This is a genomic window from Allosphingosinicella sp. (assembly GCF_059502505.1).
The window spans coordinates 333,061-347,361 of sequence record NZ_JCACEU010000016.1 but is presented as its reverse complement, the minus strand read 5'-3'; the positions used below and the strand labels follow the sequence as shown (position 1 = coordinate 347,361).

The following is a 14,301-nucleotide window of genomic DNA, read 5'->3' as shown; positions in this document are numbered from 1 at the left end:
ATCCGGACGGGCCAAACAGAAAAAGGGAGAGCGTCGGAAGTCGCTCTCCCCTTCCCTTTCCCGGCAGCCAATACAACGACTGCGTCCCGCCCTAGCTTTCGAGCTGTCTCGTCAGCAGGCGAATGTCGGCGTCGAGCTCCGCGTCGGCGGCGCGGAGCTTCTCGATCTGGCGCACGGCGTGGATGACGGTGGTGTGGTCGCGCCCGCCGAAGCGGCGGCCGATCTCCGGCAGCGAACGCGGCGTCAGCTGCTTGGAGAGATACATGGCGACCTGGCGCGGCCGGGCTACTTCGCGGGCGCGACGGGCGGAGGTCATCTCTGCCTTGCGGATGCGGTAATGGTCGGAGACCTTGGACTGGATCTCATCGATCGAGATGCGGCGCTGGTTGGCGCGCAGCACGTTGGCCAGCACCTCGTTGCAGAAGTCGAGGTCGATGATGCGGCCGCTCATCATCGCATAAGCAGCGATGCGGTTGAGCGCGCCTTCCAGCTCGCGGACGTTGGAGCTGATCCTCTTGGCGAGGAACATCACCACGTCCTGCGGCACCTTCACCTCGGGCAGCGCCTCGAGCTTCTTGATGATGATGTTGAGCCGAAGCTCCAGGTCCGCCTGGTTGACATCGGCGACGAGGCCCCAGCTGAGGCGCGAGAGGATGCGCGGCTCGATGCCGTCGAGATCCTGCGGCGCGCGGTCGGAGCTGATCACCAGGCGGCGGCCGGCCGAGATGATCTCGTTCATCGTGTGGAAGAATTCTTCCTGGGTCGATTCCTTGCCGGCGATGAACTGGACGTCGTCGATCATCAGCAGGTCGGCGGAACGCAGCTGCTGCTTGAACTTGATCGTCTCGTTGGCGCGGAGGGCCGCCACGAACTCGACCATGAACTTCTCGGCCGACATGTAGATGATCTTGGCGCCCGGACGACGGGCGCGGAACTGGTGGCCGATGGCGTGAAGGAGGTGAGTCTTGCCGCGGCCGGTGCCGCCATGGATGAAGAGCGGGTTGAAGGCGACGTTGTCGGCGGTGGCGAGCGTACGCGCGGCGTTGAACGCGACCTCGTTCGCCTTGCCCACGACGAAGGTCTCGAAGCGGTACCGCGGCTCGAGCTGCGGCGCATAGAGACCGCCCTGGTCCTCGGCCGGGGCTTCCTCAGGCTCGGCGGCCGGGATCTGGACCGTCGCCGCGGTCCGCGGCGCGTCGGCTCCGGCACGGATCAGAACATTCCTGACTGCGGGCACGGCGGTGCGCCAGGCAAGGGCGAGACGGTCGGCAAAGTGGGTCTGCACCCAGTCGGCCATGAACTGCGACGGCAGCTCCAGCCGCAGCGTGCCGGACTCGGGATCGAAGGCGCCGAGCGCGACCGGCCGCAGCCAGCCGTCGAAAGTACGGGGCCCGCAGTCACGCCGAAGGTTTGTCCGGATCATCTCCCAAGCGGCGGTAAGCGGCTCGGAAACCCTGTCTTCGGTAAGCAAAGCTACACCACTGGCCGGCGTCTGGCTCACGCACGCACCCCCCTCATCCAAATGCCGCAACAGCGGCTTTTTAAGCAAACTCTCCCCCGCACGGCGGAACACCCCCCGGTGTCGCCGAAGTCGAACGTTCGTCTTGCTGTGTTTTACCCCCTCCGAGAGATTCGCCCGCAGGGAGGAGGCTTTTTTGAGGCCCGGGGGGCGCATGATCAACGGTTAAAATTTCACTTAGGTGAAATATTTCTCGTTGACACGGAAAAGCGCCGAAACCGCGCGAACCGCCGGATTTACGCCCTTTTCAAGGCTGCAGGAGCTGTAACGCACTCGTAACAAACACGCGAATCGGCGGAAAAGCTGAGAAGAGGTTCAGGCCGCTCCAGAGCCCATGAAAAAGCCCGCCGGAAAACCGACGGGCTCTTGATTGTCCTTTGGGAGCAGCGGGGCTCAGCCGAGGGCGGCGATCCGCTTGGAAAGACGCGAGATCTTGCGGGCGGCAGTGTTCTTGTGGACGACGCCCTTTGAAACGCCACGCATCAGCTCCGGCTGGACCCGGCGAATCGCTGCCTCGGCAGTCGCCTTGTCGCCGCTGGCGAGCGCAGCCTCGACCTGCTTCACGAAGGTCCGGATGCGGCTGACGCGCGCGCCGTTGATCTCGGCGCGGCGGTCGTTGCGACGGATGCGTTTCTTTGCCTGCGGCGTGTTCGCCATTGGAATGCCTCGTAACGATGAAATGAAAAGGGCGCGGCTAAAGACCGCACCCGCTCAGCGGCGCCATCTAAGGTGTCGAGGAGCGCGGGTCAACCATTTCTAGCGCTGGCAGCGTGCGCAGTAAAAGGTTGAGCGACCGCCGTCGACGCGGCGGCGGATCGGGCTGCCGCAGCCGCAGGCATCGCCTTCGCGCCCGTAAGCCAGGAACTGCTTCGAGAAATAGCCGAGCTCGCCATCCGGCTGCGCGAAATCCCGGAGCGTCGAGCCGCCGGCCTCAATGGCGGAGAGCAACACCGCCTTCACAGCATCCACCAGCCGCTCCAGGCGCGCCAGCGCGATCCGGCCCCCTGCCCGACCCGGTGCGATGCCGGCCATGTGCAGCGCCTCGCAGACGTAGATATTGCCGAGGCCGGCGACGATCCTCTGGTCGAGCAGCAGCGCCTTGATCGGCGCCGATCGGCCCTCCAGCGCCGTTGCCAGATACCGGGCGGAGAAGTTGTCGCTCAGGGGCTCGGGACCCATCCTGAGGAACGGCTCATGCTCAGCCAACGCGTCGCTCCGCACCAGATCGAGCGAGCCGAACCGGCGCGGATCGTTGAGCGCGAGCCGCCGCCCTGCATCGGTCTCCAGCAGGAAATGATCGTGGGCACCGAGCTCCGCCGGATCGATCCGCCACCGCCCGGACATGCCGAGATGGAAGACGAGCGTATCGCCCCGGTCGGTATCGATCAGGCCATATTTGGCGCGCCTGCCCAGCGAGGTCACGGTGGCCCCGGTCAGCCGCTGGCGCAGGTCCGGCGGGAAAGCGCGCCTGAGGTCCGCCCGCCGCGCCTCGACGGAGACCAGCCGCCGCCCTTCGAGCACCGGAGCAAGGCCGCGTACCGTCGTCTCGACTTCGGGCAGCTCAGGCATTGCGTCTCATCTGCTTATCCACCTGCACATGGCCGCCCTCCCCTGCTAGAGGCGCCGCCGATGGACAAGGTTTCTTTCGGCTATGAGAGCGTCGATCCGCAGGAGAAGACACGGCGGGTCGGCGGCGTCTTCTCGCGCGTCGCCTCGCGCTACGACCTGATGAACGACGTCATGTCGGGCGGCATGCACCGGCATTGGAAGAACCAGTTCGTGCGCCGGCTAAAGCCGCGCAGGAATGAGACGATCCTCGACATGGCCGGCGGCACTGGCGACATCGCCTTTCGGATTGCGGAGAGCGGCGCACAGGTGACGGTCGCCGACATCAACCCCGAGATGCTGAAGGTGGGGATCGCACGCGCCCGCCAGCGTGGCATCGAGGGGCTGGTCTGGGCCGAGGAGAATGCGGAGGCGCTGACGTTCCCGGACCTCACCTTCGACGCCTACACGATTGCCTTCGGCATCCGGAACGTGACCCATATCGACCGTGCGCTCGCCGAGGCGCACCGCATGCTGCGGATCGGTGGGCGCTTCTTCTGCCTGGAATTCTCGACCAGCACCTGGCCGGGCTTCCGCGAGGCCTATGACGCTTATTCGCACCATGTCGTGCCGAAGATCGGCAAGGCGGTGGCGCAGGACGAGGCGAGCTATCGCTATCTCATCGAGTCGATCCGCCGCTTCCCTTCCATGCCCGAGTTCAAGGCGATGATCGAACGTGCCGGCTTCGCGCAGGTGCGGGTCGAGCCGATCCTCGGCGGCGCGGTCGCAATCCACAGCGGCTGGAAGATTTGACCAAACCGGCCGTTCACGTCTGGCGCCTCCTAAAATGGGGCCGGGTGCTGGCGCGGCATGGCGCGCTGCGCGGTATCGAGCGCGATCCGAATACGCCGCCGCCGGTGCGAAGGCTTGCGCGGATCGCCCGCTTCGGCGCGCGCATCCCGCGGGTCCCGACCTATGCCGACGCCTTCCTCGAGATCGGCCCGGCCGCGATCAAGCTCGGCCAAGCGCTGGCGACGCGGCCCGACCTCGTCGGCGAGGAGGCGGCGCGGAACCTCTCGCACCTGCAGGACAGTTTGCCGCCTGCCCCGTTCGAGCAGATCCGGGCATCGGTCGAACAGTCGCTGGAGGGGCCGCTGGAGAAATTCTTCTCCGAATTCGATCCGGAGCCGGTCGGCGCCGCCTCGATCGCGCAGGTCCACCGGGCGGTGACGACCGACGGGCGCCAGGTCGCGGTCAAGGTGCTGCGGCCGAACATCGAGGAGGATTTCGCCCGCGCGCTGGAGACCTACGAATGGGCGGCGGCGCAGGTGGAGAGCATGGGCGGCGAGGCGGCACGGCTGCGGCCCCGCCTCGTCATCGCCCATTTTCGCCAATGGACGACGCGCGAGCTGGACCTTCGCCGGGAGGCCGCCTCGGCCTCCGAGCTGCGCGAGGGCATGGAGGCGGAGAGCGGCTTCTACGTGCCGCAGATCGACTGGAGCCGCAGCGCCCGCCGCGTGATGACGCTTGAGTGGATCGAGGGCATCAAGCTCACCGACCGCGACGCGCTGATCGAGGCCGGGCACGACCTCAAGAAGCTGGCCGCGACTCTGGTGCGGGCCTTCCTCCGTCAGGCTGTGGTGGACGGATTCTTCCACGCCGATCTCCACCAAGGCAATCTCTTCGCCCTCGCCGACGGCCGCCTCGCCGCCATCGACTTCGGCATTATGGGCCGCGTCGACCGGCAGGCGCGGATGTGGCTGGCCGAGATCCTCTACGGTCTCATCACCGGCAATTACCGACGCGTCGCGGAGATCCACTTCGAGGCGCAATATGTGCCGGCGCATCACAGCGTCGAGGAGTTCGCGACCGCGCTCCGTGCCGTCGGCGAGCCGATCCGCGGGCTGCCGGTCAAGGACATCTCGGTCGCGCAGATGCTCGACGGCCTGTTCACGATTACCCGCGACTTCGACATGCCGACGCAGCCCCACCTGCTGCTGCTCCAAAAAACGATGGTGATGGAGGAAGGCGTCGCCACCGCGCTCGATCCGGACATCAACATGTGGGAGACGGGCGAGCCGTTCCTGCGCGAATGGCTGCGGAGCGAGCTCGGCCCGGAGGCTAAGCTGGCCGACGAGTTGATCATGAACTGGCGCACCCTGCGCAAGATCCCCGAGCTGATCCGCCGTATCGATCATTATTACCCGCCACCGGGTGCGGCACCTCCGGCTCCGCCATTGCCTGACGTGGTCGTGGTGCAGCCCGTTCGCTGGGCGCGCTACATCGGTACGGCGATCGTTTCGGCTGCGGCTGGCGCAGCGGCGGTGCTGCTCCTAACTTAGGCTGATGCAGGGCAAGCGCATACTCCTGATCGTCGGCGGCGGGATTGCGGCATACAAGAGCTGCGAGCTCATTCGGCTGCTGCGCAAGGCGGGGGCATCTGTCACCTGCGTTCTCACCAAAGGCGGCGCGCAGTTCGTGACGCCGATGACGCTGGCGGCGCTGTCGGAGAATGAGGTCTATACCAGCCTCTGGGACCTCAAGAACGAGGTCGAGATGGGGCATATCCAGCTCTCTCGCCAATCGGACCTTGTCGTGGTGTGCCCGGCGACCGCCGATCTGATGGCGAAGATGGTGGCGGGCATTGCCGACGACCTTGCGACCACCTTGCTGCTCGCCACCGACAAGCCGGTGCTCGCCGCGCCGGCGATGAACGTGCGCATGTGGCAGCACGAGGCGACCGTCCGTAACGTCGCCCAGCTTCGCCGCGACGGAGTGACGGTGCTCGAGCCGGATGAAGGGGAGATGGCGTGCGGGGAATATGGCCCCGGCCGGCTCCCCGAGCCGGAGGCAATTCTTCAGGCTATCCTCACTCACCCAGCCGTTCGGGCTGAGCCGGTCAACGTCCTGTCCTTTTCCACTGCGGCGAAAGGAAAGGACGCCCCTTCGACGGGCTCAGGGCGAGCGGGGTTGAGGGGGCGGCACGTGATTGTCACCGCCGGTCCGACGCACGAGCCGATCGATCCGGTGCGGGTGCTCGCCAACCGCTCGTCGGGCAAGCAGGGCTTCGCCGTTGCGGGTGCGCTCGCCGAAGCCGGTGCGCGGGTTACCTTGGTCGCGGGACCTGTCAGTCTGCCGACGCCGCCCGGCGTCGATCGGGTCGACGTGGAGACGGCGCTGCAGATGCAGCGGGCGCTGGACGCGGCGCTGCCCGCCGACGCGGCGGTGATGGTGGCGGCGGTGTCGGACTGGCGGGCAGACTCCTCGCCGCGCAAGATCAAGAAGACTGGCGGAGCGCCCCCTCAGCTGGCGTTGGTCGAAAATCCGGACCTGCTTGCAGAACTCGCCTCGTCAGCACGGCGGCCGCGGCTCCTGATCGGCTTCGCGGCGGAGACGGAGGACGTGGTCGAGAATGCGCAGGCCAAGCGCGAGCGCAAGGGCTGCGACTGGATCGTCGCGAACGACGTCTCCGGAGACGTGATGGGGAGCGAGACCAACTCGGTTCACCTGATCACGGCTGAAGGGACGGAGAGCTGGGAGACGCTCTCGAAGACCGAGGTCGCGCGCCGGCTGACACGCCGGATCGCGGCCGAACTGGGGGGCGGGAACGATGGCGAGGGAAACGCGGACTGACTGGCTTTTGCTGACGCCGCTGGCCGGTCTCGGCGACCTGGGGCTGCTGGCGCTGCGCTGCGTGACCGGCGCCTTCCTCATCTACCAGAGCCACGACAACATCTTCAGCGCCGCGCGCATGGACGAGTTCGTCAAGTTCCTGGTCCAGTTCAACTTCGTCTATCCCGAGTTCATGGCGCCGCTGTCGGTCTGGTGGCAGTTCATCGCCGGCATCGGCTTCGTGCTCGGGCTGCTGACGCGGTGGCTCGGGCTGATCACGATCTTCAACTTCATGGTAGCGGTCTGGATGGTGCATTGGCCGCAGGATTTTTCCGGCTGGTGGCCGGCGCTGATCCTCGTCTTCCTCGGCGGGCTGTTTGCAACCCAGGGCGCCGGCCGCTACTCGCTCGATGCAGCGATTGCGAGGCGGCGAACGAATGATCGACATCAAGGTGAAGCGGCTCCCGCATGGTGAAGGCCTCCCCCTTCCCTCCTACGCAACCGAGCATGCCGCCGGCCTCGACGTCGTGGCGGCCGAGAGCCTGACTTTGGCGCAAGGCGCGCGGCATGCGGTGGCGACCGGCTTCGCCATCGCCATTCCCGACGGCTATGAGGTGCAGGTGCGGCCGCGTTCCGGTCTCGCGCTGAAGAACGGCATCACCTGCCTCAATACGCCGGGCACAATCGACAGCGACTATCGCGGTGAGGTAAAGGTGATCCTCGCCAATCTCGGCGGCGAGCCGTTCGAGGTGCGGCGTGGCGAGCGGATTGCCCAGCTCGTCCCGGCGCCGGTGCTGCGGGCCGGGTTCGTCGAGGTCGAGGATCTCGACGAGACGGTGCGCGGCGTAGGCGGTTTCGGGTCTACAGGGAGGTGACGATGAAGCGTCTTCTGATGATTGCCATGGCTCTGACGGCGGCTCCTGCGGCGGCGCAGTCCGTCTCGTCCGCCGGCGGCGACTGGAGCCGGGTTCCCGAAATTCGCGCACTGGGCATGCACCGGATGAGCGCCGAGTCGATGGACATGATCGAGGAGCTGGCCAAGAGCGGCGAATGCGCGGTGCCGGGACTCAGCAAGCGCAAGATCGACCTCACTGTGCCGTTCGTCCTGGAATTCAAACCCAGCGGCGAGGTGCAGCAGGTGGTCGTGCGCAAGCTCGGCTGCGACAAGCTGGAAAGCATCATGGGCGGTGTCATCCTGCAGCTCGCCCGCGCCGGCGAATATAGGCCAACCGGCGAGAACGAACTCGGCTGGTATCGGAGCGAGCTCAGCTTCAGCCTGCAGTGACGCTTTCGGACGATCAGCTCGACCGTTACGCGCGCCAGATCGTCCTCAAGGAAATCGGTGGCGAGGGTCAAAGGAAGCTCCTCGCTGCCCGGGTCGCGCTGATCGGCGCGGGCGGCATCGGCGCGCCCGCCCTCCAATTTCTCGCTGCGGCCGGCATCGGCACGCTCCGAGTCATCGACGATGACCAAGTCACGCTCGACAATCTCCAACGGCAGGTCCTGTTCGGGACTGCCGACGTCGGGCGGCCGAAAGCTGAAGTGGCACAGGAAGCGGTGACGAGGCTGAACCCGGAGGTGCGTTTCGAGCCCGTGCAGAACAGGCTCGGCGCGGGGAATGTGGCGGCTTTGCTCGAGGGCGCCGACGTGGTGCTGGACGGGAGCGACAATTTCGCGACGCGGCTTATCGTCTCGGACTATTGCACGCGGGCCCGCATCCCGCTGGTTTCGGCAGCGATCGGCCAGTTCCAGGCGCAGATAGGCACCTTCCACGGGTGGGAGGCGGGCAGACCTTGCTATCGCTGCTTCGTCGGGGATGCCTTCGACGCAGAGGATTGCGACAGCTGCTCCGAGCTTGGCGTGCTCGGCGCGATGGTGGGCATCGCCGGGAGCTGGGCGGCGCTGGAGGCCATCCGCCAGATCGTGCCGTTCGGGGAGGAGCCGACCGGCAAGCTCCACGTCTTCGACGGCTTGAAACCTGCGCTGCGGACGATCCGGATCGTGAAGGATCCTGCCTGCAAAGGCTGCAGCGGTTAGTAGCGCTCCATGGGCTGGGCGGTGCGGAACTCGCACCAGGCGTGGCGGCGCTCCGCATAGACCTCGATGGTCGGCTCCGGGTATTTAGGGTCCGCGAAGGTGCCGACCGGGATCGAGATCATGCCGGGCCGGCGTTCGATCCGGTAGAAAACGGTGCCGCCGCATTCCGGGCAGAAATTGTGCTCGCCCCAGAAGCCCTCGTCCGAGCTGCGCCTGAAGCTGCGATATTCGCCCTGGGTGGCAACCTGCCCCTCCGGATAGGTCGCATTGTAGGAGAAGGCGCTGCCGGTCCGGCGCTGGCAGTCGAGGCAGTGGCATACCGAGATGCGCGCCGGTTCGCCCCGGCAGGTCGCGGTTAGCGCTCCGCAGGCGCAGGCGGCGGTGCGTGCGGTCATCCTTCGGCTCCCTTTCTCAGGCGAACATCGCTTCCAGCTGAAGCAAGCTTGGCACGGCGAGGAGCAGCCCCAAAGCGACATCGAAGGCGCGGATCGGCCGGAGACTGCGGCCACGCGGCTTCAGCACGGCGTCGGCCAAGCTGATGAGCAGGAGCGACAGGCCGCAGGCCGCCGCCACCCCGAGGCTGACGACGAAGACCCAGAAGACGCGCTCCTGCCAGGCGGCGTAGAGCGGCCACAGGATCAGGGCAGCGAGGCCGGCGGTGACGCCGACGCCGGTTGCCCTGCCGATCGTCCACCAGCGCAGCATCAGCCCTTCTTCTTCGCAGGCGCCTTCTTCCTCGTCGGCGCCTTTTCGGCCGCAGCTTTCTTGGCGGGCGCCTTCCTACCCCTGCCCTTCTTCGTCGGTGCGCCCTTGGCGGCGCGGTCGTCGATCAGCTGGGCCGCTTCCTCCAGCGTCAAAGCGTCCGGCGTAACGCTCTTCGGCAGGGTGGCGTTGGTGGTGCCGTCGGTCACATAGGGACCGAATCGCCCCTCCATCAGCTTAATCTCGGCCTCGGTGCGCGGATGCGGGCCGAGCACCTTCAGCGGCTCGCGCGATCCGCGGGCGCGGCCGCCGCCATTGGCCGCGTCGGCAAGCTTGGCGACCGCCGCGTTCATGCCGGTCTCGAACACGTCGGCGGTGGAGCCGAGCTTCGCATATTTGCCGTCATGGGCGAGATAGGGGCCGTAGCGACCGATCGAGGCGGTGATCGGGTTACCGGTCTCCGGATGGGCTCCGATCGTGCGCGGCAAGGAGAGCAGGCGCACGGCGAGATCGAGGTCGAGCTCCCCGGCATCCTTGGGGATGGAGGCGCGCTTCGCTTCCTTGCCGTCGCCCATCTCGACATAGGGGCCGAAGCGCCCCGTCTTGCGCAGCACGTCCTGGCCGGTCTCGGGATGCTTGCCCAGGATCTCCGGCCCGCTGTCCTCGCCCGCTTCGTCGCCGCCCTGTCCGAACCGGCGGGTGAACTTGCATTCCGGATAGTTGGAGCAGGCGACGAAGGCGCCGAACTTGCCGCCGCGCAGCGCCAGCCGCCCCTCGCCGCAGGCCGGGCAGAGACGCGCGTCGGCGCCGTTGCCCTTGTCCGGGAAGAGGTAGGGCGCGAGGAACTCGTCGAGCGCGACCGTGATCTCGGACGGCTTCTGCTCCATGATCTCGGCGGTCTTGGGCTTGAAGTCGCGCCAGAATGCCTCGAGCACCTTCTGCCACTCGGCCCGGCCGCCGGAGATGTCGTCGAGCTCGTCCTCGAGATGGGCGGTGAAGTCGAACGACACGTAGCGTTCGAAGAAGCGCTCGAGGAAGGCGGTCAGCAGGCGGCCGCTTTCCTCCGGGAAGAAGCGGTTCTTCTCGACCCGGACATAGTCGCGGTCCTTCAGCGTCTGGAGCGTCGCCGCATAGGTGGAGGGGCGCCCGATGCCGAGCTCCTCCATCTTCTTGACCAGGCTCGCCTCGGAATAACGCGGCGGCGGCTGGGTGAAATGCTGCTCGGAGATGACGCGCTTCTTGGCCGGCGCATCGCCTTCCGAAAGGCGCGGCAGGCGGCGGCTGTCCTCGTCGGCCTCATCGTCGCGGCCTTCTTCGTAGAGGGCCATGAAGCCGGGGAAGAGCACGACCTGGCCGGTTGCTCGCAGCGCGGTCTGGCCGGTGCCGTCGGCGAGCTCGGCGGTGGTGCGCTCGAGCCGAGCGGAGGCCATCTGGCTCGCCAGCGCGCGCTTGAAGATCAGGTCGTAGAGGCGGGTATGATCGCCCGAGCCGATGCGATCGCGGCTGAAGTCGGTCGGGCGGATCGCCTCATGCGCTTCCTGGGCGTTCTTCTGCTTCGAGGTGTAGACGCGCGGCTTGTCCGGGACATAGCCGGCATCGTAGCGCGTCGCGATCGCCTTGCGGGCGGCGGAGATCGCCTCAGGCGCGAAGTCGACGCCGTCGGTCCGCATGTAGGTAATCGCGCCATCCTCATAGAGGCCCTGCGCGACGCGCATGGTGTGACTCGCCGAGAAGCCGAGCTTGCGCGCCGCCTCCTGCTGGAGCGTCGAGGTGGTGAAAGGCGGCGGCGGGTTGCGGGTGAAGGGCTTGGTCTCGACGGAGGCGACGGTGAAGCGCCCCGCCTCGACAGCGGCCTTGGCGGCATCGGCGGTGCCCTTGTCGCCGATGGAGAGGCGGTCGATCTTCTCGCCCCTGAAGCGGACGAGCCGGGCGAGGAACTCGGTGCCGTCGGCCTCCATCAAGGCGGCGACGCTCCAATATTCCTGGGCCTTGAACAGCTCGATCTCGCGCTCGCGGTCGACGATCAGGCGCAACGCCACAGATTGCACGCGCCCGGCCGACTTGGCGCCCGGCAGCTTGCGCCACAGCACCGGCGACAGCGTGAAGCCGACCAGATAGTCGAGTGCGCGGCGGGCGCGATAGGCGTCGATCAGGTCGTGATCGAGTTCGCGCGGGCGCTGCATCGCCTCGGTGACGGCGGTCTTGGTGATGGCGTTGAAGGTGACCCGCTCGACATGGGCGGGCAGCGCCCGCCGCTTCTGGAGCACCTCCTGGACATGCCAGCTGATCGCCTCCCCCTCGCGATCGGGGTCGGTGGCGAGAATCAGCGAATCCGCCTTCTTGGCCTCGTCGGTGATCGCCTTCAGCTGCCGCGCCTTTTCGGCATAGGTCTCCCACTCCATCGCGAAGCCGGCGTCGGGATCGACCGAGCCGTCCTTGGGCGGCAGATCGCGGACGTGTCCGTAGGAGGCGAGCACCCGGTAGCCGCCGCCAAGATATTTTTCGATGGTCTTCGCCTTGGCGGGCGATTCGACGACGACAAGCTTCATTCAAAATTCCCTTACGCGTACACGTGTAGGGTGGTGAGCCGCTGCGCCGCCCGTCAAGCCTGTTGATCCGCGTGGCGCGCTTTCCCTAGATCGAAGCCGTGACCGAGCTCAGAACGCCTCGCCTTTTACTCCGCCGCGCGCGGCCCGACGACCTGGCCGGCCTGCATGCGGTGCTGTCGGACGAGCGGGCGATGACCTATTGGTCGAGCCCGCCGCACGCCGACATCGAGCAGACGCGCGAATGGCTGCACGGCATGATGACCTCGACGCCCGAGGAGAGTGAGGATTTCATCATCAGCTTCCGCGGCGAGACGATCGGCAAAATCGGCGCCTATCGCCTCCCCGACTTCGGCTACATCCTGTCCCCGGCTCATTGGGGGCTCGGGCTCGCTTCAGAAGCAATGACGGCGTTCCTTGACCACGCTTTCACCCGAGAAGACATCCCGCGGCTTACCGTTGATATCGATCCGCGCAACGAGGCGTCGCTGCGCCTGATCAAGCGCCACGGCTTCGTCGAGACCGGCCGGGCGAGCGGTACCTGGACGACGCATATCGGCCTTTGCGACAGCATCTACCTGGCGCTGCAGAAAGCCGACTATCTGCGGGCAAGACTGGGTGCGCCGTAGCGCCTCAGGCGAGGCTGACCTTGCCGCCCGCGTGCCGCTCCAAGCGCCCGGCCAATTCGAGCTCCAGCAACACCGTCTGCACCGCTGACGGGGCGAGGCCGGACTGGCGGATGATCTCGTCCACGCCGACCGGGGTGGGGCTGAGCAGGTCGGAGACGGTGCGGCGCTCCGCCTCGCTCGTGTCCGGCGAGGCCGACGGGGCGGTGTAGTCGAGGCCCTTCTGGGCGAGCGGGCGGAGGCTGAACGGGCGAATCGTCTCCAGCACGTCGTCAGCATTCTGGATCAGGATCGCGCCTTCCCGGATCAAGGAATTGCAGCCCTGGGCGCGCGGGTCGAGCGGGGAGCCGGGCACGGCCATCACGTCCCGGCCAAATTCGGTTGCGTAACGGGCGGTGATCAGCGAGCCGGAGCGGGGCGCCGCCTCCACCACGACGGTTCCCTGCGCGAGGCCGGCGATGATGCGGTTGCGATAGGGGAAGTGGCGTGCCCGCGGCTCGACGCCGGGCGGCTGCTCGGCGATCAGCAGGCCGCGTTCGGCGATCGCACGCTGCCGCTCCTCATTTTCGGGCGGGTAGAAGATGTCAACGCCGCCGGCGATGACTGCGATCGTGCCGGTCTCCAGCGCACCGTCATGCGCGGCCGTGTCGATGCCGCGGGCGAGGCCGGAGACGACGACCGTGCCGGCCGCGCCGAGCCCCTGCGCCAGCGTCCGCGCGAAGCGGCAGGCGGCGGCGGAGGCGTTGCGGGCGCCCACCATCGCGATCACCGGCTTGTCGAGCAGCGAGACGTGGCCTTTCACGATCAGCGCCGGCGGGGCCGTCTCGATTTCGGCGAGCAGTGGTGGATAGAGCCCCTGGCCGAGGAACAGGTAGCGGGCGCCGAGCTTCGCGACCTGCTCCACCTCGCGCTCGATCGCGGCGCGGGAGGCGAGCCTGGGCGCCCGCCCTCCCCCGCGCGCGGCGAGATCCGGCACCGCAGCGAGCGCCGCCGAGGCGGAGCCGAAGCGGGCGAGCAACTGGAAATAGGTGACCGGCCCGATATTGTCCGAACGGATCAGGCGCAGCCGCGCGATCTGGTCCTCGCTGGCCGAGAGCTCAAGCATCCTTGGCGCGGCCGACCTTGGGCTCGGTGCCGGCGAGCAGGCGCTCGATGTTTGCGCGGTGCTTCCAGGCGATCAGCAGCCCGAATGCCAGATACATGAGAACGAGGTCGAACCGCACCAGCAGGGCCGCGGCGACCGGCGCCGACAGGGCGGCCAGGATGCCGGCGACGGACGAATAGCGGCCGATGAGCAGGGTTCCGATCCACACTGCCGCGTAGATGAGCGAGGACGGCCAGTGCAAAGCCGCCATCACGCCGAACATCGTGGCGACGCCCTTGCCGCCCCTGAAGCGCAGCCAGACCGGATAAAGATGGCCGAACAGCGCGCCGGCCGCGGCGAGCGGCTCGTGGCCTGGCCACAGCGCGGCCGCGATGAGCACGGCGGCCGTCCCCTTGAGCCCGTCGAGGATCAGGGTGAGCGCCGCCAAACCCTTGCGGCCTGTACGAAGGACATTGGTCGCGCCGATATTGCCGGAGCCGATCGTCCTGAGATCGCCCGCGCCTGCCAGCCGCGTCAGCAGCACGCCGAACGGGATCGAGCCCAGCGCATAGCCGAGCAGCAGCGAGAGCAAGGGAGGAGCCATGATCTCGGTTGTCAGCATCTTTGCCC

The 14,301-nt window shown here is 67.3% G+C and carries 16 protein-coding genes; 8 read left to right on the top strand and 8 right to left on the bottom strand.

Translation table 11 applies throughout. The features are described 5' to 3' along the window. Nucleotides 1-91: 91 nt before the first annotated feature. The 3 genes from dnaA to mutM all read right to left on the bottom strand — a co-directional run bounded on the left by dnaA (nucleotide 92) and on the right by mutM (nucleotide 3,088). Nucleotides 92-1,423, bottom strand: coding sequence for a chromosomal replication initiator protein DnaA (gene dnaA, locus AC5JBD_RS09980; protein ID WP_495721645.1), 1,332 nt, complete (start codon nucleotides 1,421-1,423; stop codon nucleotides 92-94). Between the two features lie 489 nt (nucleotides 1,424-1,912). Continuing rightward, a complete protein-coding gene (rpsT, locus tag AC5JBD_RS09975) occupies nucleotides 1,913-2,176 on the bottom strand; it encodes a 30S ribosomal protein S20 (RefSeq protein WP_495721644.1) in 264 nt (87 codons plus the stop codon). Nucleotides 2,177-2,275: 99 nt separating this feature from the next. Next, on the bottom strand, nucleotides 2,276-3,088 hold the full coding sequence (gene mutM, locus AC5JBD_RS09970; RefSeq protein WP_495721643.1) for a bifunctional DNA-formamidopyrimidine glycosylase/DNA-(apurinic or apyrimidinic site) lyase: 813 nt from the start codon (nucleotides 3,086-3,088) through the stop codon (nucleotides 2,276-2,278). 60 nt (nucleotides 3,089-3,148) lie between these two features. On the opposite strand from mutM, the gene AC5JBD_RS09965 reads away from it, so the two are divergent. Genes AC5JBD_RS09965 through AC5JBD_RS09935 form a run of 7 tightly spaced genes read left to right on the top strand, consistent with a single transcriptional unit; the run spans nucleotide 3,149 to nucleotide 8,713 of the window. After that, on the top strand, nucleotides 3,149-3,877 hold the full coding sequence (locus AC5JBD_RS09965) for a class I SAM-dependent methyltransferase (RefSeq protein WP_495721642.1): 729 nt from the start codon (nucleotides 3,149-3,151) through the stop codon (nucleotides 3,875-3,877). Then, nucleotides 3,874-5,406, top strand: coding sequence for a 2-polyprenylphenol 6-hydroxylase (gene ubiB / locus AC5JBD_RS09960; RefSeq protein WP_495721641.1), 1,533 nt, complete (start codon nucleotides 3,874-3,876; stop codon nucleotides 5,404-5,406). The genes AC5JBD_RS09965 and ubiB overlap by 4 nt, the downstream gene beginning before the upstream one ends. Nucleotides 5,407-5,410: 4 nt before the next feature. After that, entirely contained in the window at nucleotides 5,411-6,697 is a 1,287-nt protein-coding gene (locus tag AC5JBD_RS09955) for a bifunctional phosphopantothenoylcysteine decarboxylase/phosphopantothenate synthase (RefSeq protein ID WP_495721640.1), read from the top strand. After that, nucleotides 6,675-7,151, top strand: a complete 477-nt coding sequence (locus AC5JBD_RS09950) for a DoxX family protein (RefSeq protein ID WP_495721639.1) — start codon at nucleotides 6,675-6,677, stop codon at nucleotides 7,149-7,151. The genes AC5JBD_RS09955 and AC5JBD_RS09950 overlap by 23 nt, the downstream gene beginning before the upstream one ends. Continuing rightward, nucleotides 7,114-7,551, top strand: a complete 438-nt coding sequence (dut, locus tag AC5JBD_RS09945) for a dUTP diphosphatase (protein WP_495721638.1) — start codon at nucleotides 7,114-7,116, stop codon at nucleotides 7,549-7,551. Before AC5JBD_RS09950 ends, dut begins: the two co-directional genes overlap by 38 nt. A gap of 2 nt (nucleotides 7,552-7,553) precedes the next feature. Beyond that, nucleotides 7,554-7,961: a hypothetical protein gene (locus AC5JBD_RS09940; protein WP_495721637.1), complete on the top strand. Its 408-nt coding sequence runs from the start codon at nucleotides 7,554-7,556 to the stop codon at nucleotides 7,959-7,961. After that, a complete protein-coding gene (locus AC5JBD_RS09935) occupies nucleotides 7,958-8,713 on the top strand; it encodes a HesA/MoeB/ThiF family protein (RefSeq protein ID WP_495721636.1) in 756 nt (251 codons plus the stop codon). Before AC5JBD_RS09940 ends, AC5JBD_RS09935 begins: the two co-directional genes overlap by 4 nt. Here AC5JBD_RS09935 and AC5JBD_RS09930 read toward each other — a convergent pair. The 3 genes from AC5JBD_RS09930 to topA are packed head-to-tail and all read right to left on the bottom strand — an operon-like array spanning nucleotide 8,710 to nucleotide 11,964. Further along, nucleotides 8,710-9,108: a GFA family protein gene (locus AC5JBD_RS09930; protein WP_495721635.1), complete on the bottom strand. Its 399-nt coding sequence runs from the start codon at nucleotides 9,106-9,108 to the stop codon at nucleotides 8,710-8,712. The genes AC5JBD_RS09935 and AC5JBD_RS09930 overlap by 4 nt on opposite strands. A 16-nt stretch (nucleotides 9,109-9,124) precedes the next feature. After that, complete coding sequence (locus tag AC5JBD_RS09925) at nucleotides 9,125-9,418, bottom strand: hypothetical protein (protein ID WP_495721634.1); 294 nt, start codon at nucleotides 9,416-9,418, stop codon at nucleotides 9,125-9,127. After that, nucleotides 9,418-11,964 carry a type I DNA topoisomerase gene (gene topA, locus AC5JBD_RS09920; protein WP_495721633.1) on the bottom strand — a complete coding sequence of 849 codons (2,547 nt, stop codon included), beginning with the start codon at nucleotides 11,962-11,964 and terminating at the stop codon, nucleotides 9,418-9,420. Before topA ends, AC5JBD_RS09925 begins: the two co-directional genes overlap by 1 nt. 98 nt (nucleotides 11,965-12,062) lie before the next feature. Here topA and AC5JBD_RS09915 point away from each other — a divergent pair, with 98 nt between their 5' ends. Next, a complete protein-coding gene (locus AC5JBD_RS09915) occupies nucleotides 12,063-12,590 on the top strand; it encodes a GNAT family N-acetyltransferase (RefSeq protein ID WP_495721632.1) in 528 nt (175 codons plus the stop codon). Nucleotides 12,591-12,594: 4 nt separating this feature from the next. Here AC5JBD_RS09915 and dprA read toward each other — a convergent pair whose 3' ends face one another. Both dprA and plsY read right to left on the bottom strand, forming a co-directional pair. Beyond that, nucleotides 12,595-13,692 (bottom strand): DNA-processing protein DprA, encoded by a 1,098-nt coding sequence (gene dprA, locus AC5JBD_RS09910; protein WP_495721631.1) that lies wholly within the window; start codon nucleotides 13,690-13,692, stop codon nucleotides 12,595-12,597. Then, nucleotides 13,685-14,293 carry a glycerol-3-phosphate 1-O-acyltransferase PlsY gene (plsY, locus tag AC5JBD_RS09905; protein WP_495721630.1) on the bottom strand — a complete coding sequence of 203 codons (609 nt, stop codon included), beginning with the start codon at nucleotides 14,291-14,293 and terminating at the stop codon, nucleotides 13,685-13,687. The genes dprA and plsY overlap by 8 nt, the downstream gene beginning before the upstream one ends. Between the last annotated feature and the right edge of the window lie 8 nt (nucleotides 14,294-14,301).